We start from the raw sequence: 23,596 nt of genomic DNA on the forward strand, positions 1-23,596 counted from the left end.
GGCCCCGTCGTGGCGCGGCGGGGTCGATGGCGCCGCCGCCGTGTCCGGCGCCCGCGCCGGCCAGCCACGCCGCGCCCGGCAACGCCAGGCCCCGGCAAGCGTCGATGATGGCAGGCTGGCGGGTGGGGCGGCCTCGCCGGCCGCCTGGTCCGGCCGGTGGCGGGGCACTCATGGCCCAGGCGGACCGGCCCCGCCGCATCGCCGCAGCCCGGCCGGGCGGTGGCCCCGCCCGGCTCACCAGAGTCCGGGCCACCCGCGGGTGCGATGCGCCTCCTGCGCCTCGGTCAGGGTCCGGCGGCCATCGGCGAGGCCGGGCGGCAGAGGCTGGGCCAGCGGCGGCTGCCGCCAGCAATCCGCCCGCCCGAGGGACCGCGTGCAATAGGGCGGCGGCGCCGGCGGCGCCTCCTCCGGCCGGCAATAGGACAGGCCGCGGTCCAGCCGAACCAGGGAGCAGTCGCGGCTGCCGACGAGCGAGACCACCGCATCCGGCACGGTGCGGCCGATCAGCATCGTGCTGCCGATATTGGCCGCGGCCAGGCCGCCGGTCAGCGGCACCGCGGCGTCGCAGCCCGGCAGCAGCAGGGCGGCCAGCAGGGCAAGGCCCGCGCTGCGGCGCGGTGTGCGGCGCGGGCCAGGGCATGGGGGCGGCGTGCGGCGGGGCATGCGGCGACCCTGCCGCCGCCGGGCTTAACGCCCTGCCAAACCGCTGCTATGCAGCGCCGCCCGGCCGGGGCACCCGCGCGGCGGGTGCGCCCGGCTTGCGCATGGCGGGTCCGCCCGTGCCGGCATCCCGCCGGGACGAATCGGCCCCTGGGGATCGCCGCGTGCCCGATATCTTCGACGAGGTGGAGGAGGATCTCCGCGCCGAGCGGATGAAGCGGCTGCTGGCCCGCTACGGCGGCGTCTTCGCCGGCGCGGCGCTGCTGGTCGTCCTCGGCGTCGCCGGGCTGCAGGGCTGGCGCTGGTACGAATCGCGCGGCGCCGGCCAGGCGGCCGAGGCCTATCTGGCCGCCGGCAGCGCCGCCGCGGCGCCGGATGCCGACCTGAAGGCGGTGGCCGGCCGCTACGATGCCCTGGTGGCCGCTGCCCCGCCCGGCTACCGCACCCTGGCCCGCCTGCGCGCCGCGGCGCTGAAGGCCGAGGCCGGGGAGCGCGAGGCCGCCATCGCGGAGTGGGATGCGCTGTCGCGGGACAGCGCGGTTGACCCCCTCTACCGCGATCTCGGCACGCTGCTCTGGGCGCTGCATGCGCTGGATGGCGGCGACCCGGCGGCGATCGAGGCGCGGCTGGCGCCGCTGGCCCAGGGGCCCTGGCGCGCTTCGGTCGAGGAGGTGCGGGCGCTGGCCGCCATGCAGCGCAAGGACGCGGCGGCGGCGCGGCGGCTGCTGACCGCGCTGGCCGCCGACCCGCTGGCGCCGCAGGGCGTGCGGGACCGTGCCGGGCGGCTGCTGGCGGAACTCGGCAGCTGATGCGAGGAGAGCGGATGCGGGGCTTCACCCGAAGGGCCGCCCTGCTGGGCGGGGCCGGCCTGCTGGCCGGTTGCGAGACGATCACCGACACCTTCGACCGGCTCTTCGGCGAGCGGAAGGTGCCGCTGGAGGGCGAGCGGCGGCCGGTGCTGGCGGTGGAGCGGCCGCTGGATGCCGACCCTGCCGATGCTAAGCCGGTGACGCTGCCGCCGCCGGCCGAGCTGGCCGGCTGGCCGCAGGCCAGCGGCAACGCGACCCATGCGGCGGGCCATCCGGCGCTGGGACCCGGGCTGCGCCAGGCCTGGAGCACCTCGGTCGGCACCGGCGCGTCCTATCGCCGGCGGCTGACCGCGCCGCCCATCCTGGCCGACGGCACCGTCTTCGCCATGGATGCGATCGGGCGGGTGGCGGCGCTGGATGCGGCGACCGGCCGGACACGCTGGACGCTGGACACGCGGCCGGAGAAGGAGCGGGACGGGGCCCTGGGCGGCGGCCTGGCCTTCGATGGCGGCATGCTCTTCGCCGTGACCGGCCTGGCCGAGGCCATGGCCATCGACCCCGCGACCGGCAAGCCGGGCTGGCGGGTGGCCTTGCCGGCGCCTGCCCGCGGCGCGCCCACCGTCGCCGGCGGCAAGCTCTTCGTCCCGACGCTGGAGAACCACCTGCTCGCCCTGTCGGCCGAGACCGGCGAGCGGCAATGGACCTATCGCGCCCAGCCGACCACCACCCTGGTGCTGGGCCTGCCGGCGCCGGCGGTGGAGGGCGACGTGGTGGTGGCCGGCTTCGCCTCGGGCGAGCTGGCGGCGCTGCGGACGGCGGATGGGCGGGTGATCTGGAGCGAGACGCTGGCCTCGGTCCGCGGCGGCGGGCTGGCCGACATCGCCGCCATCACCGCCCTGCCGGTGATCGAGCGGGGCCGGGTCATCGCCGCCGGGCTAGGCGGGATCGCCATCGCGCTCGACCTCCGCTCCGGCCGCCGGCTGTGGGAGCGGGAGGTGGCGGTGGCCGAGACCCCCTGGGTCGTCGGCGACTGGGTCTTCCTGGTGACCACCGGCGGCGACCTCGCCTGCCTGGGCCGGGACGACGGACGGGTCCGCTGGATCACCCCGCTCGGCCGCTTCGCCAACCCGGAGAAGCGGCGCGACCCGATCACCTGGGGGCCGCCGGTGCTGGCCGGCGGGCGGCTGCTGGTGGCCGGCAGCCATGGCAGGATGGCCGAGGTGAACCCCGCCGATGGCGAGCGGACCGGGGAGGTCCGCCTGCCCGGCGGCGCGACGCTGGAACCGGCGGTCGCCGGCGGGACCCTGTACGTCCTTACCGACGATGCCGATGTGGTGGCCTTCCGCGGGGCCGCCGGCCCGGCCTGAGGCCTGGCGGGCGGCGCGCCGATCGGCGGCCCGGGCGGCTTCGGCCTGGCCCGGGCGACCCTTGGGGGGGGCGGGCGGTGGCACGTCCGCCGGCAGCCTGGTTGGCATGGGCCTTCCGTGCCGCCGCCCCGGCCGAGGGCGGGCCCGTTGTCGCGCTGCCGGTTGCCCCGGGCTCTGCCGTGGCGCGCCGGCGCGGGCGGGCAGGGCGCCGGGGTCCGGCCGGCACGGCCCGGATGGTCCGCCGCGGCGTCCCGGGATGCCGCGGCGGGCATTGGCCCCGGCCGGCGGTTTCCGCTATCGCAGCCCGCATGCTCCCCACCATCGCCGTCCTCGGCCGGCCCAATGTCGGCAAGTCCACGCTGTTCAACCGCCTCGTCGGTCGGAAGATCGCCATCGTGGACGACACGCCGGGCGTGACCCGCGACCGGAAGGAGGCGGAGACCCGCATCGCCGGCCGTGCCGTCCGCCTGCTGGACACCGCGGGGCTGGAGGAGGCGGCGCCGGAGACCATCCAGGGCCGCATGCGCGCCAGTTCCGAGGCGGCGGTGCGGGAGAGCGACCTCGTGCTCTTCGTCGTCGATGTCCGCACCGGGCTGACGCCCACCGACCGCGCCTTCGCCGAATGGCTGCGGCGGCAGACCGTGCCGGTGATCCTGGTGGCGAACAAGGCGGAGGGGCGGCTCGGCGGCTATGCCGCCATGGAGGCCTATGAGCTGGGCCTGGGCGATCCCGTCGCCGTCTCGGCCGAGCATGGCGACGGCATCGGCGAGCTGCATGACGCGGTGCGGGAGCACCTGCCGGAGGAGCCGCCGGAGGACCGCGGGGATGCCGACCGGCCGCTGCGCCTGGCCATCATCGGCCGGCCGAATGCCGGCAAGTCCACCCTGCTGAACGCCCTGCTGGGCGAGGAGCGGATGATCACCGGGCCGGAGCCCGGCCTGACCCGCGACGCCGTCGCGGTCGAATGGACCGACCCCACGGGCGGCAAGGTGCGGCTGGTGGACACCGCCGGGCTGCGCAAGAAGGCCCGCATCGAGCAGGCGCTGGAGAAGATGTCCACCGCCGCCTCCATCGCCGCGCTGAAGGAATGCGAGGTGGCGATCCTGGTGGTGGACGCGCTGCTGGGCATGGACGAGCAGGACCTGCGCCTGGCCCGACTGGCGGAGCGGGAGGGCAGGGCCGTCGTCCTCGCCTTCAACAAGTGGGATGCGGTGGAGGACCGCGCCGCGACGCGCCGCAGGCTGGACGACGTGCTGATGGCGAGCCTGGCGCAGCTGCGCGGCCTGCCGGTGGTGCCGCTGTCGGCCCAGACCGGCCGCGGCGTGGAGAAGCTGATGCCGGCGGTGCGCGAGGCCTATGCGCTGTGGAACCGCCGCATCCCGACCGGCGAGCTGAACCGCTGGTTCGAGGCGATGATCGCCCGCCACCCGCCGCCGCTGGCCGAGGGCCGCCGGATCAAGCTGCGCTACGCCACCATGCCGAAGGCGCGGCCGCCGACCGTCGCGGTCTTCGGCACGCGGGCGGAGCAACTGCCGGAGGACTACCGCCGCTACCTGGTGAACGGCTTCCGCGAGGCCTTCGCCATGCCGGGCGTGCCGGTGCGGCTGAACCTGCGCGGCACCAGCAACCCCTATGCGGAGGCCGAGGGGTAGCAGGGATCGCCGCCGGGCGGGTTCGCCCGCAGGCGTGCTTCCCGCGCTGCTCCCTGGCCTACAGCAGGCGGATCTCGGCGTCGGTGCCGAAGGCGCGGGCGAGGCGGGCATCGGCGGTGACCAGCGGCGCGCCCTCCCGCTGGGCGAGGGCGACGTAGAAGCAGTCGTACACCGGGTGGTCACGGCGGCGGGCGAGCGCATGCGCCGCTGCGACCAGAGTCTTCACGGGCTTCCAGCCAGGTGATCGCCTGGCGGGTGAGAGCGAGCGCGGCATCGGCGTCCTCCGGCGCGACCTCGGATCGCCGGACCTTCTGCCAGAGCAGGCTGGCGATTTCGGCCAGCAGCAGTTCGGGCGCGCACAACTCCATGCCGCCGAGCGTGCGCCGAGCCGCAGCGCTCGTCGCCTCGGGCGTGACGATCGCTGCCCAGGCAGAGGCATCCACGACGAGCTTCACCGGCTGTCGCGGTCCTCGCGGATCATGGCCGCCGCCGTGGGCTCCCCAGGCGCGAGGAGCCGGGAGCGGGCCCGGATCGCGTCCAGCCGCGCGAACACCTCCTCCCGCGACGGCCGCGCCGCCGCGGTCACGATCTCCCGCAACTCCGCCTCCAGCGACCGCCCGGCCTTTGCCGCGCGGGCCTTCAGCCGCTCAACCACCGCGTCATCGAGGTTGCGCACCAGCACCTGCGCCATGGCCGGGATCCCGCCTTGCTATCATGGTGACAGCAAAGCAGGCCCAGCCGGTGCAACGCCGCCGCGTCTGGCCTGTCGCCGAGGCGGTCCGGGCCCCGCGGCGACCCGGGCTACTCCGCCGCCACCGCCCGCGGCTGCAGGTCGGTGCTGAACTGCAGGCTGACCGGCGTCTCCGCCTCGAAGGGGCTCTTCAGGTCCAGCGCCTTGGCGGTCTCGCGCAGCGCCGGCAGCACCTCCTGCCCCAGCAGGCGAATGCAGGTCAGGCTGTCCTGCTGGGTCATGAAGCCGTCATTGGCCCAGAGCGACATGATGCCCGGCCGCGTCTGCTCCATCACCTCGCGCAGCTTGGCGATCACCGTCTCCGGCCGGCCGGCGATGATCATGTTGTTGCGGATCTGCTCCTCGAAGGTCGGGCGGCGGCGCGGGCTGGTGCCGCGGCCGGTGGAGAACTCGACGAAGCCGCGCCGCTGCTCCGGCGAGGAATAGCCGGACGGCGTGGACCAGACCGGATGCGCGAGGCCGGTGAACTCGCCCTGCATCCAGGTGAATTGCCGGGCGTTCTCGATCGCCTTCTCGTCCGTCTCGGCGACATGCACCTGCTTCAGGTAGCCGTGGTATTCCGGCCCGGACCGGAAGCCCACTTCCTCCGCGGTGCTGTCATAGAGCTTCCAGATGGCGTTGGTCTGCTCCACCGTCGTGTTGAGCGCGATGTAGGGGTAGCGGTGGCGCGCCGCCCAGCCCACCGTTTCCTTGCTGATGACGCCGGGGATCCAGATGCGCGGATGCGGCTTCTGAAGGGGAAGCGCCCAGGGATTCACCACGCGCTGGTGGTAGTGGTTGCCCTCGAACCGGAAGGGGCCGGGCTGGGTCCAGGTGCGGACGATCAGGTCATGCGCTTCCTGGAAGCGCTCGCGGTTGTAGGCGGGGTTGGCGCCGGTCGCCAGCTGCTCCTGCCCGCCGCCGCGCACGAAGCCCGAGACGAGGCGGCCCTTCGAGATCATGTCGATCATCGCCAGCTCCTCGGCGATGCGCACGGGATTCTCGGAGAGCGGCAGCGGGTTGCCGAGGATGACGATCTTCACCCGTTCGGTGATCGCCGCGAGGATGCTGGCGAAGACGTTCGCCTTGGCCTGCATGCAGAAGGGCGCGTTGTGGTGCTCGTTCAGCATGATGCCGTCGAAGCCCACCGCCTCGGCCAGCCGGTACTGCTCGATGAACTCGTTGTAGAGGCGCGAGCCCTCCGCCGGGTCGAAATGCGTGTTGGGGAACATCAGCGCGGTGGCGCCGAATTCCAGCCCCTTGTCGGCGGGGTAGGCGGACATGGGCTGTTCGGTGAAGTACATGATGTGCATCGTGCTTCTCCCCTTGTTTCCATGCCCTCGGACGCCGGGCCTGTCGCTCCTGGGCGCCTGGCCTCGCCGCATCGGCGGCGGGCCGCAGAAGCCGCCGCGGCCCGGGCATCGCGCGGGCCGCGTGGTCGTCAGGCGACGCGCGCGAAGGTCGCGACCAGCCGGACGAGTTCGGCCGGCTTCTCCATCTCGGCGCAATGGCCGCAGCCGTCGAGGATCTCCACCGCCGCCTGCGGCATCGCCTGCCGCCAGGCCTCGGCGGTGCCGGCCGGCACCACCCGGTCCTCCGCGCCCCAGGCCACCAGCGTGGGCGAACGCAGGCCGCCGAGCAGATGCGGCAGCGTGAGGCTGTGCATGTAGGGCTTCCAGGCCAGGCGGAAATTCATCTCCCGGCAGATGTCCCATTCGACCAGCTGATCGGTGCTGGGCTCGGCGCCGTACACCGCCTCGAAGGCCTTCGGGTCGTGGAAGCCGGCGCGGGCATAGTCGATATGGCTCAGCAGCGCCTGGTCCAGGATCTCTCCCTGCGGGGGCTTGATCCCCATGGGCCCGACCAGCATCGCCTGCGCCGGATCCCCCGGCGCCATGCTCGCCATCTCCGCCGCCACCCAGCCGCCATAGCCGAGGCCGAGCAGCGCCGCGCGCGACAGGCCGAGCGCCCCCAGGAGCCAGCGATAGGTGACCGCGAGATCGCGCACCGAGCGCATCCAGCCCGGCCGTTCGGACTGGCCGTAGCCCGGATGCTCCGGCAGCAGCACGTCGAAATGCCGGGCCAGCAGGGCATAGGCCGGCAGCTGGTCCGGCGTGCCGGTGTCGCGGTGCAGCACCAGCAGCGGCGGGCCCTTGCCGGCGCGGCGCAGGCGCAGTTGCACGCCGGCGATGGGCAGGAGGCTTTCCTGCCAGGCGACCTGGTTCTCCATGGCCGTTTCCCTTCCCTCGCGGAAAGGGTCGCAGGCTATCGAACCAGGAGTCAACGCGGCGGACGGCCGCGGGCCGGCCCCGGCGGAGGGGTGCAGGCGGCGCGGTTCCGGCTTAGGCTGCGCTCGCGAAGCCGCGCCAAGCGGCCGACGGAGGAGGGAAGGTTCATGCTGCATTTGACCAGGCGGGGCGCGCTGGGCGCGGCCGCGGCGGCCGTCGCGGGCGGCGGCGCCCGGGCCCAGGGATCGGTCCTGCGCATCGGCGTGCTGTCCGACATGTCCGGCCCCTACCGCGACATCAGCGGCCCGAACTGCGTCGTGACCGCCCGCCAGGCGGTACAGGATTTCGGCGCTGCCGCCCGCGGCCTGGCGGTCGAGATCGTCCAGGCCGACCACCAGAACAAGGCCGATGTCGGCGTGAACATCGCCCGGCAGTGGTTCGACCAGGGCGTCGACGCCATCCTCGAGGTCAACAACAGCGCCATCGCGCTGGCGGTGACCAAGCTGGCGCAGGAGAAGAACAAGGTCCACCTGAACAGCGGCGGCGCCTCCTCCGACCTCACCGGGCCGGGCTGCGGGCCGAACATGGTGCACTGGACCACCGATGCCTGGGCCAATGCGCAGAGCACCGGCGGCGCGCTGTCGAAGGCCGGGGCGAAGCGCTGGTACTGCATCACCGCCGACTACGCCTTCGGCCATTCCGTGCAGCGGGAGGTGACTCGGGTGGTGCAGGCGGCCGGCGGCCAGGTGGTGGGCAGCAGCGTCTATCCCTTCCCGCAGACCACCGACTTCTCCTCCTTCCTCGTCACCGCCGCGTCGCTGCGGCCGGACGTGATCGCCCTGTGCAATGCCGGCACGGACATGATCAATTGCGTGAAGCAGGGCCAGGAATTCGGCTTGGCCGGGCGGAAGATCCGCGTCGCCGCCATGATCGGCTTCATCAGCGACGTCCATGCCATGGGCCTGCCGACGGCGCAGGGCCTGACGATGACCGAGAGCTACTACTGGGACCTGAATGACCGCAGCCGGGCGCTCGCCGACCGGCTGAAGGGCAAGATGATCAACAACCGCATGGTCACCAGCGTGCAGGCGCAGGCCTATTCCTGCGCGCTGCACTACCTGAAGGCGGTGGCCGCCATCGGCCTGCCGGAAGCCAAGGCCAATGGCCTGGCCGCGGTGCAGGCGATGAAGCGCCTGCCGACCGACGACGATGCGCATGGCCCGGGCCGGGTGCGGGAGGATGGGCGGAAGATCCACCCGACCTATCTGATGGAGGCGAAGGCGCCGGCCGAGAGCCGCGGCGAATGGGACCTGCTGAAGCTGGTCGCCACCACCCCGGCCGAGCAGGCCTTCCGCCCGCTGGCCGATGGCGGCTGCCCCTTCGTCAAGGCGTGACGGAGCGGGTGGCCGAGACGCCGCAGGCCCGCTGACGTGCATCGGCTCCGCAGGCATGATCCGGATCGCCGGCGGGCCATGCGCCCAGCGGCGTGAACCCGCATCGCAAGGCGGTGCCGGGCGCGGCTGGCGCCGTCAGCCCCGCACCTGGCTGCGCAGCATGTGCTTCTGGATCTTGCCGGTGGAGGTCCGCGGCAATTCGGTGAACACCACCTGCTTCGGCGCCTTGAAGGCCGCCATGTGCTGGCGGCAATGCGCGATCAGCTCGGCCTCGGTCGCATCCAGCCCAGGCTTGAGTTCGACGAAGGCGCAGGGCACCTCGCCCCATTTGTCGTCCGGCTTGGCGACCACCGCGGCCAGCGCGACGGCCGGGTGCTTGTAGAGCGCGTCCTCCACCTCGATGGAGGAGATGTTCTCCCCGCCCGAGATGATGATGTCCTTGCTGCGGTCCTTCAGCTGGATGTAGCCGTCGGGGTACTTCACCGCGAGGTCGCCGGTGTGGAACCAGCCACCGGCAAAGGCGGCGTCGGTGGCCTTCCTGTCCTTGAGATACCCCTTCATCACCACGTTGCCGCGCATCATGACCTCGCCCATGGTCGCGCCATCCGGCGGCACGGGCTGCATCGTGGCGGGGTCCATCACGTCCAGGCCTTCCAGCGCCTGGTAGCGCACGCCCTGGCGCGCCATCAGCTTCGCCTGCTCCGGCGGCGGCAGCGCGTCCCAGGCGGTGTTCCACTCGTTCACCACCGCCGGGCCATAGACCTCCGTCAGGCCATAGACATGCAGCACGGCGAAGCCGGCGGCGCGCATGGCGGCCAGCACCGCTTCCGGCGGCGGCGCGCCGGCGACGACGAACTGCACCTGGTGCGGCAGGTCGCGCTTCTCCGCCGCCGGCGTGTCCAGCAGCGTCGCCATGACGACGGGGGCGCCGCACATATGCGTCACGCCATGCTCGGCCATCAGCGCCCACATCGCCGCGCCGCGCACCGCGCGCAGGCAGACATGCGTGCCGGCGACGGCGGTGACGGTCCAGGGGAAGCACCAGCCGTTGCAATGGAACATCGGCAGGGTCCAGAGATAGACCGGATGCCGCGCCATGCTGGCCGACAGCACGTTGCCCGTCGCCAGCAGCTGCGCGCCGCGATGATGATAGACCACGCCCTTCGGCTTGCCGGTGGTGCCGCTGGTGTAGTTCAGCGTGATGGCGTCCCATTCGTCACGCGGCAGCGGCCAGGCGAAGCCGGGGTCGCCTTCCGCCAGCAGCGCCTCGTAGTCCAGGCCATCCATGGTGTTGGCGCGGGCGGCGGCGCCGGCCTCCGGGTCGTCCACCTCGATCACCAGGGGCTGGCATTCGCACTGGGTGAGGGCGAGGCGCAGCAGCGGCACTAGCTCGCGATCCACGACGATCGCCTTCGCCTCGCCATGGTCCAGGATGTAGGCGATGGTGGCGGCGTCCAGCCGCGTGTTCAGCGTGTTCAGCACGGCGCCCGCCATCGGCACGCCGTAATGGCATTCCAGCATCTCCGGGATGTTCGGCAGCAGCGCCGCCACCGTGTCGCCGCTTCCGATGCCGCGCCCGGCCAGCGCCGAGGCCAGCCGCACGCAGCGGTCCCGCAATTCCCGGTAGTCGCGCCGCAGCCTGCCATGCACCACCGCGAGGTGACTCGGAAAAACCTGCGCCGCGCGTTCCAGGAACAGCAGCGGCGTCAGCGGCTGGTGGTTGGCGGCGTTGCGGGCCAGCCCCGTCTCGTAATCGGCCATGCGTCGAACCCTACCGATGCCGCCACTCCGGCGCGCGCTTGCCGAGGAAGGCGCCGATCCCCTCGGCGGCATCCTCGGCCAGCAGGTTCTGTACCATGACCGCACCGGCCGCGGCATAGGCTTCCGGCAGCGGCAGCGCCGCCTGCTGGTTGAAGCCGCGCTTGCCCAGCCGCAGCGCGGCGCCGGACCGCGCGGCGATCCGCCGCGCCAGGTCCATGGCCTGCGGCAGCGCCTGGCCGGGCGGCACGACGCGGTTCACCAGCCCCATGCGATGCGCTTCGGCGGCCGGGATCATCTCCCCCAGCAGCAGCATCTCCATCGCCGCCTTGCGCGGCACCGCGCGGGCCAGGGCGACGCCCGGGGTGGTGCAGAACAGGCCGATATCCACGCCGGGCGTGCAGAATTTTGCGCTTTCCGACGCGACCACCAGGTCGCAGCTTGCCGCGAGCTGGCAACCGGCCGCCGTCGCCACGCCCTCCACCGCCGCCACCACCGGCTGCGGCAACCCGACCACGGATTGCATGACGCGGCCGCAGGCGGCCATCGCATCCTCGAAGAACGCTTTCCCGCCATCGGCATCGGCCTGGTGGGCGACGATCTCCTTCAGGTCATGCCCGGCGGAGAAGGCCGGGCCTTCCGCTGCCACCACCACGCAGCGGATGCCGTCCTCCGCTGCGATCCCGTCCAGGGTGGCCTGCAACGCGTCGAGCATGGCGCGGGACAGGCTGTTGCGGGCGGCGGGGCGGTTCAGCGTGAGGACGGCGACCGCGTCGTGATCCTCGCGCAGCACCGAAGGCATGTTCGAGACCATGGGACCTCCCGAAAAAAAAAGATCGGGGGGAAGGTATTCCCCCCGAGCCCCCCATCTATGTCCGGGAGTCTTATAGCCGCTGGTTCAGGCAGGCGTGAACATGGTCGCCGGCGGGGCGTCGCCCTGCGTCGGCTTGAAGACGACCTTCACCTTCTGGCCGATCTTCAGGCTGTCCAGGTCGCAATCCACGATGTTGGTGAAGACCCGCACGCCCTCGTCCAGCTCGACATAGGCGACGCAATAGGGCTCCTTCGTGCGCATCACCGTGTAGGTGTAGATCACGCCGGTGCCCTTCGCCTCCACCAGCTCCACGTTGTTGGACAGCGTGAAGGGCGAGCAGCCCCGCGGATACCAGAAATGCTTGCCGGTATCCTTGCAGAGCCCGATCAGCAGCCGCCCCTCGCGCGCCGCGTCGAAATAGGGCTTGTTGGTCGGGTCCACCTGGATGGCGGGAAGCTGGCGGTTGGAAGCCGGTGTCGCCATGGTGCTCACTCCCTCTCCAGGATGACGGTCGCGCTGCCATGCCGCGTGCCGAGCAGGCCGCCGGTGCCATGCGCCAGCGCCAGGGTGCAGCCGGGCACCTGCACCTTCGGATGCGCCTCGCCGCGCAGCTGTCGCACCGCCTCGATCACCTTCGTCATGCCGCCGCGATTGGCCGGGTGGTTGTTGCAGAGCCCGCCGCCATCCGTGTTGAAGGGCAGCTTGCCGACGCCCGAGATGAGGTTGCCGTCGGAGACGAATTTGCCGCCCTGGCCCTTCTCGCAGAAGCCCAGGTCTTCCAGCTGCATCAGCACCGTGATGGTGAAGCTGTCGTAGATGGAGGCGTACTGGATGTCCTTCGGCGTCACGCCCGCCTCCTCGAAGGCGCGGGGGCCGGACCAGCGGGCGCCGGAATAGGTCAGGTCGGTATAGCCGGCATTCTGGTTCTTGGTCGCCTCGCCATGGCCCTTCACCTTGACCAGCGGCCGCTTCAGCGACTTGGCAATCTCCGGCTTGGCCAGGATCAGCGCGCCTCCGCCATCCGAGATGACGCAGCAGTCCAGCCGGTGCAGCGGGTCGGAGATCATGGGGGAGTTCACCACCTCCTCCACCGTCACCACCTTGCGCAGCATCGCATGCTCGTTCCACTGCGCGTGGTGGCTCGCCGCGACCTTGATCCAGGCGAGCTGCTCGCTGGTCGTGCCGAACTCGTGCATGTGGCGCATGGCGCACATCGCATAGGCATTGGCGACGGTGCGGCCATAGGGGATCTCGAAGGGATCGTCCGGAACGTTCACGCCCCAGGACCGCGGCGCGGTGCCGGTCGCCATCGCCTCCGCCCGCGGCCGGCCGGCCAGCGTGACGAGGGCGATGTCGCAGAGGCCAAGCGCGATCGCCTCCGCCGCATGGCCGACATGCAGGACGTAGGAGGAGCCGCCGACATCGGTGCTGTCCAGGTGCCGCAATTTCGTCAGGCCGAGGTAGTCGGCCATGTTCAGCGGGCCGAGGCCGGGGGCGGCGCCGGTGCAGAAGAAGCCGTCCACGTCGTCCTTCGAAAGCCCGGCATCCTGCAGCGCGCCATAGGCGACTTCCGCATGCAGCTGCGCCACCGACTTGTCGTCGGCCTTGCGTGTCGGGTGCTCGAAGGCCCCGACGATATAGGCCTTGCCGTTGATGCTCATGGGCGTCGCGGCCCTCCCTTCATTCGCAGGCTATCTATTTTTCCAAAATCCCGCGCGGGCGCCGCGCCGTCAAGCCTGCGCGGCTATTTCAGCCCGCTGCCCAGGAACTGCTTCAGCTCGGGCGTCTGCGGGTCGCCGAAGATCCGCTCGGACGGGCCCATCTCCCACACCTTGCCCTGGTGCATGAAGACGGTGGTGCTGGCGACGCGCCTTGCGAAGGCCATCTCATGCGTCACCAGCAGCATGGTCATGCCATGCTGCGCCAGCCGCTCCATGGTCGCCAGCACCTCCCCGGTCAGCTCGGGGTCCAGCGCGCTGGTCACCTCGTCGAACAGCATGACCTTGGGCCGCATGGCCAGCGACCGGGCGATCGCCACGCGCTGCTGCTGCCCGCCGGAGAGGTTGTCGGGCCAGGCATCGAAGCGCTCCGCCAGCCCCACCTCGGCCAGCACCTCCTGCGCGCGCGACCGCGCCTCGGCCTTCGAGACGCCGAGGACGATGCGCGGGGCGAGCATGATGTTCTCCCCCACGCGCAGATGCGGGAACAGGTTGTAGCTCTGGAAGACGATGCCGACATCCTTGCGCAGGTCGCGCAGGCCCTTGCCGGAGGGATCGAGGCCATGGCCCGAGACCTCGATCCGCCCCGCCTGGATCTGCTCCAGCCCGTTGATGCAGCGGAGCAGGGTGGACTTGCCCGACCCGCTGCGGCCGATGATGGCGATGACCTCGCCGCGCTCGACCGTCAGGTCGATGCCCTTCAGCACCTCCACCGCGCCGAAGCGCTTGTGGACGCCCTCAACCTGCACGACGGGCATGCAGCTTCCCTTCCAGACGCCGGGCCAGCAGCGAGATCGGCCAGCAGATGACGAAGTAGATGGCCGCCACCGTCCCGAAGACCTTGAAGGGGGAGAAGGTGGCGTTGTTCACCAGGTTGCCCGCCCGCGCCAGCTCCACCACTCCGATGATGGAGACGATGGAGGTGTTCTTCACCAGCTGCACGATGAAGCCGACGGTCGGCGGGATGGCGATGCGGACGGCCTGCGGGATGATGACGTAGCGGTATTGCTGCGCGCGGGAGAAGGCGAGCGCCGCCGAGGCTTCCCATTGCTGCCAGGGCACCGCCTGGATGCAGCCGCGCCAGATCTCCCCCAGATAGCCGCTGGCGTAGAGCGCCATGGAGACGGTGGCGGCGATCAGCGGCGGCAGATCGAAGCCGGCCAGCGACAGCCCGTAATACGACAGGAACAGCAGCATCAGCACCGGCACGCCCTGGATCACGCCGATCCAGCCCGCCGCCAGCGCCCGCAGCGGCGCAAGGCGGGAGGTGCGGGCGAGCGCGACCAGGAAGCCCAGCAGCCCGCCCAGCAGCAGCGCCATCACCGTCAGCAGCAGGGTCCAGCGCGCTGAGGCGAGGATGAACAGGAACTCGGATTCGGTGAAGGTGCGGATCATCGCCCGGCCTGCCCGCGCAGCCGCCCGAGGCCGGAGCCGGCGGGGAAGAGCAGGGCGCCAAGCCCGGCCAGCAGCCCCCGCAGCACCAGGGCCAGGGCCAGGTAGATCAGCGTGACGAGGATATAGACCTCGAAGCTGCGGAAGGTCTCGCTCTCGATATTCGCCGCCTGCGCCGACAGTTCCTGCACCGAGATGAAGGAGCAGACCGAGGTGGAGAGCATCATCAGCACGAACTGGCTGGACAGCGCCGGCCAGACCCGCGCCAGGGCCGGGGCGAGAACGACGTGGCGGAAGACCTGCCAGCGCGTCATCGCCAGGGACAGCCCGGCCTCGATCTGGCTCTTGTGGACGCTCTCGATGCCGGCGCGCACGATCTCGGTCGCATAGGCGCCGAGGTTGATGATGATGGCGGCCAGCGCCGCCTGCTCCGCCGAGAGGCGCAGGCCGAGGGTCGGGACGCCGAAGAAGATGATCAGCAGCTGCACTAGGAAGGGCGTGTTGCGCACCAGCTCGACATAGGCATCGACCAGCATCCGGACGGGGCGGCCGGACAGGCCGCGCAGCATGGCCAGCAGGATGCCGAGCAGGGCGCCGAGCAGGATGCCGCTGCCGGCGAGCTGCAGGGTCACCCACAGCCCGTCCAGCAGCACGTCCAGCCGGTTGAGCACCGGCTGAAACTGGAACTGGAATCCCATGCCCCCTCAGAAGGCCGGCAGGTCGGCCGGCAGCGGGCTGCCGGTCCATTTCTGCGCGATCTCGTCCAGCTCGCCATTCGTCTTCATGAAGTAGATGGTGTTCTGCAGCCACTGCCGCATCTCGAACTGGTCCTTGCGGGTGGTCATGCAGTTCGGCTGGTTGAACAGGTGGATCTTGTTCTCGAGGCCCGCCTCCGGCCGGGTCTTGGCGATGTCGCCGCCGATGGTGTCCGGGATGCCGATGGCGTCCACCTGGCCGACGATCAGCGCCTGGGCGGACGTCGCGTCATCCTCGAACCGGACGATGGTGGTGCCGCGCGGGGCGCGGCGGACCATCGCCTGCTCCTGCGGGGTGCCGCGCGGCACGCCGACGCGCTTGCCCGCCAGGTCCTCGATCTTCGTGATCGCGGTCTCCTTCTTCGCCATGATCATCATGCGGAAGGCGCTGTAGGGCATGGTGAACATGACGGTGCGCGCCCGCTCCGGCGTCGCCCCCAGGGTGGCGCAGAGGAAATCCACCCGCCCCGCCTCCAGCGCCGGGATGCGCGACGGCGGGGTGAGCGAGCTGATCTCCGCCGGCACGCCCAGGTAGAAGGCCAGGCGGTTGGCCACGTCGATGTCGTAGCCGATGGCATTGCCCTGCGGGTCCACCATGCCGAAGGGCGGCGCTCCGGTGACGACGCCGATGCGGGCGCGGCCGCGGCGGATGATGTCGGCGGTGGTGATGGGGCCGGCCTGCTGCGCCTTCGCCTCGGTGATCAGGAAGGCGAGGCCGGGCAGCAGCGCGGCGCTGCGGAAGATCTGCTTGCGGGAGAGCATTCGGTTTCCTCCAGGAACGGGTTGCCGCGGCTAGACCACGCTTGTCAGGCCGCCGTCAACATAGAGAAGATGGCCGTTGACGTAGGAGGAGGCGTCGGAGGCGAGGAAGACCGCCGCCCCGACCAGCTCCGGCAACTCGCCCCAGCGGCCCGCGGGGGTGCGCTTGCACAGCCAGTCGTTGAACTCGGCATTCGCCCGCAGCGGGGCGGTCAGCTCGGTGCTGAAATACCCGGGCGCGATGCCGTTGCACTGCAGGCCATGCTTCGCCCAGTCGGCGCACATCGCCTTGGTCAGCATGCCGATGGCGCCCTTCGATGCCGTGTAGGGCCCCGTGGTCGGGCGGCCCAGCATGCTCATCACGCTGCAGGTGTTCACGATCTTGCCGCGGCCGCGCCGGATCATCCCCTTCGCCACCGCGCGGGCGCAGTAGAAGGCGCTGTGCAGGTTGGTGGCGATCACGCTGTGCCAGGTCTCGTCCGGCATGGCGTCCAGCGCGCCGCGTAGGTTCACCCCGGCGTTGTTGAACAGGATGTCGATGGGGCCCAGCCCGGCCTCGATCCGCGCCACCCCCGCCTCGACCGCCGCGCTGTCGGTGACGTCGAAGCCGGCGATGTCCACCTGGGCGACGCCATCGGCCCGCAGGCCCTCGGCCGCCCGTTCCAGCTTGGCCAGGTCCCGGCCGTTCAGCACCACGGCGGCGCCGGCCAAGCCGACCCCCCGGGCCAGCGCCAGGCCGATCCCCTGGGAGGAGCCGGTGACCAGGGCGCGCCGCCCCGTCAGGTCGAACAGCTTGAGCGACATGGTTCCATCCCCTACAGGCGCGCGAGACAAGCAGGGGACGGGCGCATGGACAAGCCGGAGCTTCTGGTGATGGGCGTCCTGCCGGACTGGGACCTGGAACCCCTCCGGCAGCGCCATGTCCTGCACCTGCTCTATGAGGCGGCGGACCCCGAGGCGCTGCTCGCCGAGCATGCGGCCAAGATCCGCGCCATCGTGACCAAGGGGGAGATCGGCGCCTCCGCCGACCTGATGGGGCGCCTGCCGCGGCTGGGCCTGGTGGCCTGCTACGGCGTCGGCATCGATGCCATCGACCGCGCCTGGTGCGCCGCGCATGGCGTGCCCATCACCAATACGCCGGACGTGCTGACGGAGGACGTGGCCGACATGGCCTTCGCCCTGCTGCTGGCCGCGGCGCGGGAGATCCCGCGGGCCGATCGCTGGGTGCGCGACGGCACCTGGGCGCGCGAAGGGTCCATGCCGCTGACGACGCGGGTCTGGGGCAAGCGCCTGGGCATCGTCGGGCTGGGCCGCATCGGCCAGGCGGTGGCGAAGCGGGCGGAGGGCTTCGGCATGGAGATCCGCTACAGCGGCCGCACGCCGAAGGCGCACCTGCCCTATCGGCACTACCCCACGCCGGCGGCGCTGGCGCCGGAGGTGGACATCCTGGTCTGCTGCGCCATGGGCGGGCCGGCCACGCAGGGGCTGATCGACCGCGCGGCCTTCGAGGCGCTGCGCCCCGGCAGCATCTTCGTCAACGTGTCGCGCGGGTCCTGCTGCGACGAGGCGGCGTTGCTGGACGCCATCCGCGCCGGTCGGATCGCCTTCGCCGGCCTCGACGTGTTCCATAACGAGCCGGAGATAGACCCCGAATTCGCCGGATTCCCGGATGTGGTGCTGGCGCCGCATGCGGCGAGCGGCACGGTGGAGACGCGCAAGGCCATGGGCAAGCTCATGCGGGACAATGTGGAGGCCTTCTTCGCCGGCAAGCCGCTGCTGACGGAGGTCAGGTGATGCCGTCCGATGGTCGCGGCGGCGCAGCGCAGGCACGGACCGCCGGCGGCCGCGCCGTCATCATCCATGCGCCGAAGGATCTGCGGGTGGAGGAGCGCGCGGCGGCCGAACCCGGCCCCGGCCAGGTGCGGGTGCGCATCCGCGCCGGCGGGATCTGCGGGTCCGACCTGCACTACTATCAGCATGGCGGCTTCGGCGCCGTGCGGCTGCGCGAACCCATGGTGCTGGGGCATGAGATCGCCGGCACGGTGGAGGCGGTGGGGGAGGGCGTCTCGGGCCTCGCCCTCGGTGCCGGCGTGGCGGTGAACCCCAGCCTGCCCTGCGGCGGCTGCCGCTTCTGCCTGGCCGGCCAGCCCAACCACTGCCTCGACATGCGCTTCTACGGCAGCGCCATGCGGATGCCGCATGTGCAGGGCGGCTTCGCCGAGATGCTGGTCTGCGAGGCGGCGCGCGCCGTGCCGCTGCCCGAGGGCATGGACACCACCCTGGCGGCCTTCGCCGAGCCGCTCTCGGTCTGCCTGCACGCGGCGAGGCAGGCGGGGCCGCTGATGGGGGCGCGGGTGCTGGTGACCGGCGCCGGGCCGATCGGCACCCTGGCCTTGGCCGTCGCGCGCCATGCCGGCGCGCGGGAGGTGGTGGCGACCGACCTGCTCTCCGCCCCGCTGCTGGTGGCGCGGCGGATGGGCGCCGACCGCGTGGTGGCGGTGGCGGAGGACCCGGATGCGCTGCGCGGCTATGCCGTGGACAAGGGGCATTTCGACGTGGTGTTCGAGGCGAGCGGCAGCGCCGCCGCCCTCAAGACGGCGATCGAGGTGGCGCGGCCCGGCGCCACGATCGTGCAGCTCGGGCTGGGCGGCGACGTGACCCTGCCGCTCTCGGCGCTGGTGGCGAAGGAGATCGCGCTGCGCGGCACCTTCCGCTTCCAGGAGGAATTCCCGCTGGCCGTGGAGCTCCTGGCGCGCGGCGCCATCGACCCGATGCCGATGCTGACGGCGCAAATGCCCATGGCCGATGCCGTCGCCGCTTTCGAATTGGCGGGCGACCGCGGCCGCGCGATGAAGGTGCAGCTGGCCTTCTGACCCCCTGGGCGGGAGGGTGCGAGAGGGCCCCGGATGCGCTGCGCCCGAGGCCCTCTCGCTACTCCGCCCTGATCCCGGCCTCCCGGATCACCGGCTCCAGCCTCGCCGCTTCCTGCGCGATGAAGGCGGCGAACTGCGCCGGCGTGCCGCCGCCCGGCACCGCGCCCTGCTCCCGCAGCCGGCCGCCGATCTCCGGTTCCTGCAGCGCGGCGGTCACCGCTTCCGCCATGCGCGCGACGACGGGGGCGGGCGTGCCGGCCGGCGCCGCCAGGCCGAACCAGGTGCCGAAGAGGAAGCTAGGCAGCCCGGCCTCGGCGGTGGTGGGCACCTCGGGCAGCTGCGGCAGGCGCGCGGGTGTGGCGACCGCCAGCGGGCGGGCGCCGCCCTCCCGCAGCTGCGGCAGGATGTTCGGCAGGTTGTCGATGATCAGGTCGATCCGGCCGCCCACCAGGTCGGTCACCGCCGCCGCGGCGCCGCGATAGGGAACATGCGTGATGTCCGTGCCGGTCTGCCGCTTGAACAGCTCCAGCGCGATGTGCAGGCTGGTGCCGTTGCCGGCCGAGCCGGCGGTCAGCGCGCCGGGCCGCGCCTTCGCCGCCGCGATCAGCGCCGCCAGGCTGTGCCAGGGCCTGTCCTTGCCGACCGCAATGACCTTCGGCGTGTTCACCAGCAGCACGCAGGGGGCGAAGGCGGTCCGCGTCTCATAGGGCATGCGGGCATAGAGGAACTGGTTCACCGCCAGCGTGCCGATGGACCCGATCATCCAGGTGAGCCCGTCCGGCGCCGCCTTCGCCACCAGGTCGGCGCCGATGTTGCCGCCGGCGCCGGGGCGGTTCTCCACGATCACCGGCTGACCGAGGCGCTGCGGCAGCCAGGCCGAGAGCGGGCGCGCCAGCAGGTCCGCAAGGCCGCCGGGCGGGAAGGGGACGACGAAGCGGATCGGCGCCGCGGTCTGCGCCCGGGCGGCCAGGGGCAGGGCGGGGGCGCCGAGCAGCACGCGCCGGGCGAGGGTGAAGGGCATGGCTGTTTCCTCCCTGGGCCCGGATCCCGCCGCCGATGGCCGCCGCCCCTGGCAACGCCCATCGCCGCGCGACACCGGGCCGTGTTGCATGGCCCCATGGGCCGAGGGCTGGCGCCGCCGGCGGGTCATGACCGAGTGCCGCGCGGCACGGGCCGCCCGACGGCAGGCCGGTGTCACGCCGCGCCGCGATCGGCTCTAGCCCTTGTGGTAGAGCGTGGGGATGGCGGCATCCACCGCGACGTCGAGCACCATCGGCGCCGCATGCCGCAGCGCGGCCGCAAGCGCGTCCGGCAGATGTGCCGGGTCCTCCACCCGCAGCCCGGCGCAGCCCATGCCCCGGGCCAGCGCGACGAAGTCGATCCCGGGCAGGTCGATGCCCGGCACGCCTTCGGTCCCCAGCACGCGGCTGAAGCTGCGCATGGCGCCATAGCCGCCGTTGTTCACGACGATGGTGGTCAGCGGCAGCGCATGCTGCGCGGCGGTCCACAGCGCCTGGATGGAATACATCATCGACCCGTCGCCGATGATGGCGCAGACGCGGCGCCCCGGATGCGCGAGGGAGACGCCGACCGCGGCGGGAAGCGAGTAGCCCAGGCCGCCGCTCGCCATGGTGTAGAACCCGCCCCAGCGCCGGATCGGCAGGTGCCGCTGCAGCGCGGGGCGGTGGCTGGGCGCTTCCTCCACCACCACCGCATCCTCCGGCAGCAGGCGCGACAGGGCGTGGAACAGGTATTCCGCGGCGATCGGCCGGGCGGCGGGCGGCGGTGCGGGGCGGGCGCGGGGCGGCGCCGGGGCGCGGTCGGTGGGCGGCAGCAACGCCGCCAGCGCCGGCAGGGCGAGGCGGAGGCTGGCCTGGATGCCGGTGCCGGCCCCGGCGGCCGCCAGCGCCTCGGCATCCGGCGTCACCTGCCAGATCGGCGTGCCGTCGCGGAACAGCGCGCAGTCGCCGGCGACGTGGAAGGTGAAGACCGGCGCGCCGAGCACCAGCACCAGGTCATGCGCCGCCAGGGCGTTCGAGACGGCGGGCGGCGCGGCGGCGAGATGGCCGGCGAAGAGCGCATGATCCTCGGGGAAGGAGAGGCGGGCGCTGAAGGGGCTGGCCCAGACCGGGGCGCAGAGCTTTTCGGCCAGGGCGACGGCGGCGTCGCCCGCACCCTCGGCATCCACCTCCGGGCCGATGACCAGGACGGGGTTGCGCGCAGCGGCCAGCGCCTGCGCGCAGTCCGCCAGCAGGGCCGGGTCGGGCGCGACATCCTGGCTGACCCGGCGCGGGGGCAGGGGGCGGGTCGGCGCCTGCCAGTCGTCGCTGGGGATGGAGACGAAGGTCGGGCCCTGCGGCCGCTGCGCCGCCAGGTGGACGGCATGGGCGAGGGCGGCGGGCACGTCCTCCGCCCGCGCCGGCTCGCAGGACCATTTGACGTAGGGCTTGGGGAAGCTCGCGGCCTCGGTCGCGCCAAGGAAGGGGTTGCCCGGCAGCAGGCCGCGCGCCTGCTGGCCGGCGGTGATGACGACCGGCGCCTGGTTGCGGAAGGCGGTGAAGACATTGCCCAGCGCATGCCCGACGCCGGCCGCCGAATGCAGGTTGCACAGCGCGGGGCGGCCGGTGGCGCGGGCGAAGCCGTCGGCCATGGCGACCACGCTGGCCTCCTGCAGGCCGAGCACGTAGCGGATGTCGTTGGGCCAGCGGTCGAGGAAGCCGAGCTCGGTGGAGCCGGGATTGCCGAAGACGGTGGTCATGCCGTGCTCGCGCAGCAGGGCCATGGTGGCCTGCCGCACCGTCATCGTCTCCGCCATGGCGCGCCGTCCTCCCGGTCTCCTGCCGGTGTTCGCCGGATCGGCGGCCGGATGCAAGCTTGCCCTGGCTTATGGACGGACCGGTGGGTACATTGTGGCATGCCCGACACCCTGCCGCCGCCGCGCAGCCGCGCGCGCGCCCCCGACCAGACCCGCCGCGCCATCCTGGACGCGGCGCTGGCGGAGTTCGCCGACAAGGGGCTGTCCGGCGCGCGGGTGGACGAGATCGCGGCCCGCACCGCCACCACCAAGCGGATGATCTACTACTACTTCGGCAGCAAGGAGGGGCTGTACGCCGCCGTGCTGGAGGAGATGTATGGCGGCATCCGCGATGCCGAGCAGGCGCTCGACCTCGACAGCCTGGCGCCGGTGGCGGCGCTGACCCGGCTGGTGGAGGTGACCTTCGACTACCACGCGGCGCATCCCGAATTCGTCCGGCTGGTGGCGGTGGAGAACATCCACCAGGCGCGGCACCTGCAGGTCTCGGCCGGCATCGCCGATCGCAACGACGCGGTGATCCGCACGCTGCGCACGCTGCTGGACCGCGGGGAGAGGGCGGGCGCGTTCCGGCCGCGGGTGGATGCGCTGGACCTGCACATGCTGATCAGCGGCTTCTGCTTCTACCGCGTCTCCAACCGCCACACGCTGCAGGCGATCTTCGGGCGGGACCTGCAGGCGCCGGCGCATGTGGCGGCGCATCGCCGCATGATCGTCGAGGCGGTGCTGGCCTGGCTGCGGCCGTGACGATGCGCGGCGCGGGGTGCGGCGCGGCCGCCGGACATTCCGCCAGCCGCTGACCCGATGCGCCGCGCCTCCGGCCGCGGCGCCCCGTCGCAATCCCTCGCCAGGCGTCCGGGCGGTTGGCCGGGCGCGATCCTCTGCCCCCCATGCGGCGCGGCGGGCCGCGTGCCGCGGTTCCGCCCCGCCGCTGGCCGGGCCTCACCCCATGCCGGCGAAATGCGCGAGCATGCGGTCGGCGTTAGGCTCGAGGCCCGAGAACAGCCGGAAGGCATGCACCGCCTGGAACACCGCCATCATCCCGCCATGCGCGGTGCGGCAGCCGCGGGCGCGGGCGGCACGCAGCAACTCGGTCTCGAGCGGGACATAGACCACCTCGCTCACCCAGTGGCGCGGCTGCAGCAGCGTGGCGTCGAGCGGCAGGCCGGGATGCGCCGCCATGCCGGTCGGGGTGGCATGGATCAGCCCATCGGCCTCCGCCATGGCGGCGGCCAGGTCGCGGCCGGCGCCGGCGCGGCCCGCGCCATGCCGGGCACAGAGCGCGGTGGCGACCGCTTCGGCGCGCGCCGGATCCCGGTCGAGCAGCGTGAGATGGCCGATGCCAAGCTGCATCGCCGCTTCCGCCACCGCGGTCCCGGCGCCACCGGCGCCCAGCTGCACGGCGCGGCGCAGGGGCACATCGGGCAGTTGCCGGCGGAAGCCCTCGGCGAAGCCGGTGCAGTCGGTGTTGTGGCCGGTGCGGCGGCCGCCGCGCAGCACCACCGTGTTCACCGCGCCCAGCGCCGCCGCCTCGGGCGAGAGGTCGTGCAGCAGCGGCAGCACGGCCTGCTTGCAGGGATGGGTGATGTTCAGCCCGTCGAAGCCCATGCGCTCGGCGGCGGTCAGCAGGTCCGGCAGCGCCTCCACGCCCAGGGCCAGCGCCGTGAGGTCGATGGTGCGGTAGACGCAGGTGACGCCCTGCGCCGCGGCTTCCGCCATGTGCAGGGCGGGGGAGCGGGACTGGCGGATGCCGGTGCCGATGAGCCCGAGAAGCAGGGGGTCGCGGGCTGGGGTCGTCATGGCGCGGCTCCGATTTTTCCTCTTGCGGGGCTAATGTACTATCCGGTACGTACACGTCAACGCAGATCGGCAACA

General features: G+C 72.4%; 25 protein-coding genes. 7 read left to right on the forward strand and 18 right to left on the reverse strand.

Annotated elements, in window-relative coordinates; translation table 11 throughout:
• Positions 1-234: 234 nt before the first annotated feature.
• Complete coding sequence (locus E2C05_RS11055) at positions 235-663, reverse strand: hypothetical protein (protein ID WP_133219685.1); 429 nt, start codon at positions 661-663, stop codon at positions 235-237.
• A 161-nt stretch (positions 664-824) separates the two neighbouring features.
• Here E2C05_RS11055 and E2C05_RS11060 point away from each other — a divergent pair, with 161 nt between their 5' ends.
• The 3 genes from E2C05_RS11060 (at position 825) to der (ending at position 4,488) form a co-directional block, all read left to right on the forward strand.
• Positions 825-1,469 (forward strand): tetratricopeptide repeat protein, encoded by a 645-nt coding sequence (locus E2C05_RS11060; RefSeq protein WP_133219686.1) that lies wholly within the window; start codon positions 825-827, stop codon positions 1,467-1,469.
• Positions 1,470-1,483: 14 nt separating this feature from the next.
• A complete protein-coding gene (locus E2C05_RS11065; RefSeq protein ID WP_133219687.1) occupies positions 1,484-2,836 on the forward strand; it encodes an outer membrane protein assembly factor BamB family protein in 1,353 nt (450 codons plus the stop codon).
• 308 nt (positions 2,837-3,144) lie between these two features.
• Complete coding sequence (der, locus tag E2C05_RS11070; protein ID WP_133219688.1) at positions 3,145-4,488, forward strand: ribosome biogenesis GTPase Der; 1,344 nt, start codon at positions 3,145-3,147, stop codon at positions 4,486-4,488.
• Positions 4,489-4,546: 58 nt separating this feature from the next.
• Here der and E2C05_RS35335 read toward each other — a convergent pair whose 3' ends face one another.
• From E2C05_RS35335 to E2C05_RS11090, 5 genes are all read right to left on the reverse strand, one after another.
• The gene (locus E2C05_RS35335) at positions 4,547-4,660 is read right to left on the reverse strand and encodes a PIN domain-containing protein (RefSeq protein WP_338045133.1); all 114 of its coding nucleotides are present in this window, start codon (positions 4,658-4,660) and stop codon (positions 4,547-4,549) included.
• Between the two features lie 7 nt (positions 4,661-4,667).
• Positions 4,668-4,943: a type II toxin-antitoxin system VapC family toxin gene (locus E2C05_RS11075; RefSeq protein ID WP_133219689.1), complete on the reverse strand. Its 276-nt coding sequence runs from the start codon at positions 4,941-4,943 to the stop codon at positions 4,668-4,670.
• Positions 4,940-5,179: a FitA-like ribbon-helix-helix domain-containing protein gene (locus tag E2C05_RS11080; protein ID WP_133219690.1), complete on the reverse strand. Its 240-nt coding sequence runs from the start codon at positions 5,177-5,179 to the stop codon at positions 4,940-4,942. Before E2C05_RS11080 ends, E2C05_RS11075 begins: the two co-directional genes overlap by 4 nt.
• 110 nt (positions 5,180-5,289) lie before the next feature.
• Positions 5,290-6,531 carry an LLM class flavin-dependent oxidoreductase gene (locus E2C05_RS11085; protein ID WP_158292054.1) on the reverse strand — a complete coding sequence of 414 codons (1,242 nt, stop codon included), beginning with the start codon at positions 6,529-6,531 and terminating at the stop codon, positions 5,290-5,292.
• 128 nt (positions 6,532-6,659) lie between these two features.
• Positions 6,660-7,448, reverse strand: a complete 789-nt coding sequence (locus tag E2C05_RS11090; RefSeq protein WP_133219692.1) for an alpha/beta fold hydrolase — start codon at positions 7,446-7,448, stop codon at positions 6,660-6,662.
• Positions 7,449-7,613: 165 nt separating this feature from the next.
• On the opposite strand from E2C05_RS11090, the gene E2C05_RS11095 reads away from it, so the two are divergent.
• Entirely contained in the window at positions 7,614-8,840 is a 1,227-nt protein-coding gene (locus E2C05_RS11095) for an ABC transporter substrate-binding protein (RefSeq protein WP_240046706.1), read from the forward strand.
• Between the two features lie 135 nt (positions 8,841-8,975).
• On the opposite strand, the gene E2C05_RS11100 is transcribed toward E2C05_RS11095, so the two are convergent.
• From E2C05_RS11100 to E2C05_RS11140, 9 genes are all read right to left on the reverse strand, one after another.
• Positions 8,976-10,601 carry an acyl-CoA synthetase gene (locus tag E2C05_RS11100; RefSeq protein ID WP_133219693.1) on the reverse strand — a complete coding sequence of 542 codons (1,626 nt, stop codon included), beginning with the start codon at positions 10,599-10,601 and terminating at the stop codon, positions 8,976-8,978.
• Between the two features lie 10 nt (positions 10,602-10,611).
• Positions 10,612-11,412 (reverse strand): enoyl-CoA hydratase, encoded by an 801-nt coding sequence (locus tag E2C05_RS11105; protein WP_133219694.1) that lies wholly within the window; start codon positions 11,410-11,412, stop codon positions 10,612-10,614.
• Between the two features lie 84 nt (positions 11,413-11,496).
• Complete coding sequence (locus tag E2C05_RS11110) at positions 11,497-11,895, reverse strand: Zn-ribbon domain-containing OB-fold protein (protein ID WP_133219695.1); 399 nt, start codon at positions 11,893-11,895, stop codon at positions 11,497-11,499.
• Between the two features lie 5 nt (positions 11,896-11,900).
• Complete coding sequence (locus tag E2C05_RS11115; RefSeq protein WP_133219696.1) at positions 11,901-13,073, reverse strand: thiolase domain-containing protein; 1,173 nt, start codon at positions 13,071-13,073, stop codon at positions 11,901-11,903.
• 83 nt (positions 13,074-13,156) lie between these two features.
• Positions 13,157-13,888 carry an amino acid ABC transporter ATP-binding protein gene (locus tag E2C05_RS11120; RefSeq protein WP_133219697.1) on the reverse strand — a complete coding sequence of 244 codons (732 nt, stop codon included), beginning with the start codon at positions 13,886-13,888 and terminating at the stop codon, positions 13,157-13,159.
• Positions 13,869-14,525 carry an amino acid ABC transporter permease gene (locus E2C05_RS11125; protein ID WP_133219698.1) on the reverse strand — a complete coding sequence of 219 codons (657 nt, stop codon included), beginning with the start codon at positions 14,523-14,525 and terminating at the stop codon, positions 13,869-13,871. Before E2C05_RS11125 ends, E2C05_RS11120 begins: the two co-directional genes overlap by 20 nt.
• The gene (locus E2C05_RS11130; protein ID WP_133219699.1) at positions 14,522-15,220 is read right to left on the reverse strand and encodes an amino acid ABC transporter permease; all 699 of its coding nucleotides are present in this window, start codon (positions 15,218-15,220) and stop codon (positions 14,522-14,524) included. The genes E2C05_RS11125 and E2C05_RS11130 overlap by 4 nt, the downstream gene beginning before the upstream one ends.
• A gap of 6 nt (positions 15,221-15,226) precedes the next feature.
• On the reverse strand, positions 15,227-16,039 hold the full coding sequence (locus E2C05_RS11135) for a transporter substrate-binding domain-containing protein (protein WP_133219700.1): 813 nt from the start codon (positions 16,037-16,039) through the stop codon (positions 15,227-15,229).
• Positions 16,040-16,069: 30 nt separating this feature from the next.
• Positions 16,070-16,840 (reverse strand): SDR family oxidoreductase, encoded by a 771-nt coding sequence (locus E2C05_RS11140; RefSeq protein WP_133219701.1) that lies wholly within the window; start codon positions 16,838-16,840, stop codon positions 16,070-16,072.
• 45 nt (positions 16,841-16,885) lie between these two features.
• On the opposite strand from E2C05_RS11140, the gene E2C05_RS11145 reads away from it, so the two are divergent.
• Positions 16,886-17,830: a 2-hydroxyacid dehydrogenase gene (locus E2C05_RS11145; RefSeq protein ID WP_133219702.1), complete on the forward strand. Its 945-nt coding sequence runs from the start codon at positions 16,886-16,888 to the stop codon at positions 17,828-17,830.
• The gene (locus tag E2C05_RS11150; RefSeq protein WP_133219703.1) at positions 17,830-18,909 is read left to right on the forward strand and encodes an L-idonate 5-dehydrogenase; all 1,080 of its coding nucleotides are present in this window, start codon (positions 17,830-17,832) and stop codon (positions 18,907-18,909) included. The genes E2C05_RS11145 and E2C05_RS11150 overlap by 1 nt, the downstream gene beginning before the upstream one ends.
• Positions 18,910-18,967: 58 nt before the next feature.
• Here E2C05_RS11150 and E2C05_RS11155 read toward each other — a convergent pair whose 3' ends face one another.
• Positions 18,968-19,930: a Bug family tripartite tricarboxylate transporter substrate binding protein gene (locus E2C05_RS11155; RefSeq protein ID WP_133219704.1), complete on the reverse strand. Its 963-nt coding sequence runs from the start codon at positions 19,928-19,930 to the stop codon at positions 18,968-18,970.
• Between the two features lie 195 nt (positions 19,931-20,125).
• Entirely contained in the window at positions 20,126-21,724 is a 1,599-nt protein-coding gene (mdlC, locus tag E2C05_RS11160) for a benzoylformate decarboxylase (RefSeq protein WP_133219705.1), read from the reverse strand.
• A 99-nt stretch (positions 21,725-21,823) separates the two neighbouring features.
• On the opposite strand from mdlC, the gene E2C05_RS11165 reads away from it, so the two are divergent.
• Entirely contained in the window at positions 21,824-22,468 is a 645-nt protein-coding gene (locus E2C05_RS11165; RefSeq protein ID WP_133219706.1) for a TetR family transcriptional regulator, read from the forward strand.
• A 195-nt stretch (positions 22,469-22,663) separates the two neighbouring features.
• On the opposite strand, the gene E2C05_RS11170 is transcribed toward E2C05_RS11165, so the two are convergent.
• On the reverse strand, positions 22,664-23,521 hold the full coding sequence (locus E2C05_RS11170; RefSeq protein ID WP_133219707.1) for a shikimate dehydrogenase: 858 nt from the start codon (positions 23,519-23,521) through the stop codon (positions 22,664-22,666).
• Positions 23,522-23,596: the final 75 nt, after the last annotated feature.

The sequence above is a fragment of the Paracraurococcus ruber genome, from assembly GCF_004353985.1.
Taxonomy (GTDB): domain Bacteria; phylum Pseudomonadota; class Alphaproteobacteria; order Acetobacterales; family Acetobacteraceae; genus Paracraurococcus; species Paracraurococcus ruber.

What these genes read in the sequence shown, in the direction of transcription:
- E2C05_RS11105 (WP_133219694.1), bottom strand. Translation starts at nt 11,412, where the DNA reads ATGGTCTCGAACATGCCTTCGGTGCTGCGCGAGGATCACGACGCGGTC.
- E2C05_RS11055 (WP_133219685.1), bottom strand. Translation starts at nt 663, where the DNA reads ATGCCCCGCCGCACGCCGCCCCCATGCCCTGGCCCGCGCCGCACACCG.
- E2C05_RS11155 (WP_133219704.1), bottom strand. Translation starts at nt 19,930, where the DNA reads ATGCCCTTCACCCTCGCCCGGCGCGTGCTGCTCGGCGCCCCCGCCCTG.
- E2C05_RS11085 (WP_158292054.1), bottom strand. Translation starts at nt 6,531, where the DNA reads ATGCACATCATGTACTTCACCGAACAGCCCATGTCCGCCTACCCCGCC.
- E2C05_RS11115 (WP_133219696.1), bottom strand. Translation starts at nt 13,073, where the DNA reads ATGAGCATCAACGGCAAGGCCTATATCGTCGGGGCCTTCGAGCACCCG.
- E2C05_RS11165 (WP_133219706.1), top strand. Translation starts at nt 21,824, where the DNA reads ATGCCCGACACCCTGCCGCCGCCGCGCAGCCGCGCGCGCGCCCCCGAC.
- mdlC (WP_133219705.1), bottom strand. Translation starts at nt 21,724, where the DNA reads ATGGCGGAGACGATGACGGTGCGGCAGGCCACCATGGCCCTGCTGCGC.
- E2C05_RS11140 (WP_133219701.1), bottom strand. Translation starts at nt 16,840, where the DNA reads ATGTCGCTCAAGCTGTTCGACCTGACGGGGCGGCGCGCCCTGGTCACC.
- E2C05_RS11095 (WP_240046706.1), top strand. Translation starts at nt 7,614, where the DNA reads ATGCTGCATTTGACCAGGCGGGGCGCGCTGGGCGCGGCCGCGGCGGCC.
- E2C05_RS11145 (WP_133219702.1), top strand. Translation starts at nt 16,886, where the DNA reads ATGGACAAGCCGGAGCTTCTGGTGATGGGCGTCCTGCCGGACTGGGAC.
- E2C05_RS11130 (WP_133219699.1), bottom strand. Translation starts at nt 15,220, where the DNA reads ATGGGATTCCAGTTCCAGTTTCAGCCGGTGCTCAACCGGCTGGACGTG.
- E2C05_RS11065 (WP_133219687.1), top strand. Translation starts at nt 1,484, where the DNA reads ATGCGGGGCTTCACCCGAAGGGCCGCCCTGCTGGGCGGGGCCGGCCTG.
- E2C05_RS11110 (WP_133219695.1), bottom strand. Translation starts at nt 11,895, where the DNA reads ATGGCGACACCGGCTTCCAACCGCCAGCTTCCCGCCATCCAGGTGGAC.
- E2C05_RS11135 (WP_133219700.1), bottom strand. Translation starts at nt 16,039, where the DNA reads ATGCTCTCCCGCAAGCAGATCTTCCGCAGCGCCGCGCTGCTGCCCGGC.
- E2C05_RS11125 (WP_133219698.1), bottom strand. Translation starts at nt 14,525, where the DNA reads ATGATCCGCACCTTCACCGAATCCGAGTTCCTGTTCATCCTCGCCTCA.
- E2C05_RS11150 (WP_133219703.1), top strand. Translation starts at nt 17,830, where the DNA reads ATGCCGTCCGATGGTCGCGGCGGCGCAGCGCAGGCACGGACCGCCGGC.
- E2C05_RS11100 (WP_133219693.1), bottom strand. Translation starts at nt 10,601, where the DNA reads ATGGCCGATTACGAGACGGGGCTGGCCCGCAACGCCGCCAACCACCAG.
- E2C05_RS11090 (WP_133219692.1), bottom strand. Translation starts at nt 7,448, where the DNA reads ATGGAGAACCAGGTCGCCTGGCAGGAAAGCCTCCTGCCCATCGCCGGC.
- E2C05_RS11120 (WP_133219697.1), bottom strand. Translation starts at nt 13,888, where the DNA reads ATGCCCGTCGTGCAGGTTGAGGGCGTCCACAAGCGCTTCGGCGCGGTG.
- der (WP_133219688.1), top strand. Translation starts at nt 3,145, where the DNA reads ATGCTCCCCACCATCGCCGTCCTCGGCCGGCCCAATGTCGGCAAGTCC.
- E2C05_RS11080 (WP_133219690.1), bottom strand. Translation starts at nt 5,179, where the DNA reads ATGGCGCAGGTGCTGGTGCGCAACCTCGATGACGCGGTGGTTGAGCGG.
- E2C05_RS11170 (WP_133219707.1), bottom strand. Translation starts at nt 23,521, where the DNA reads ATGACGACCCCAGCCCGCGACCCCCTGCTTCTCGGGCTCATCGGCACC.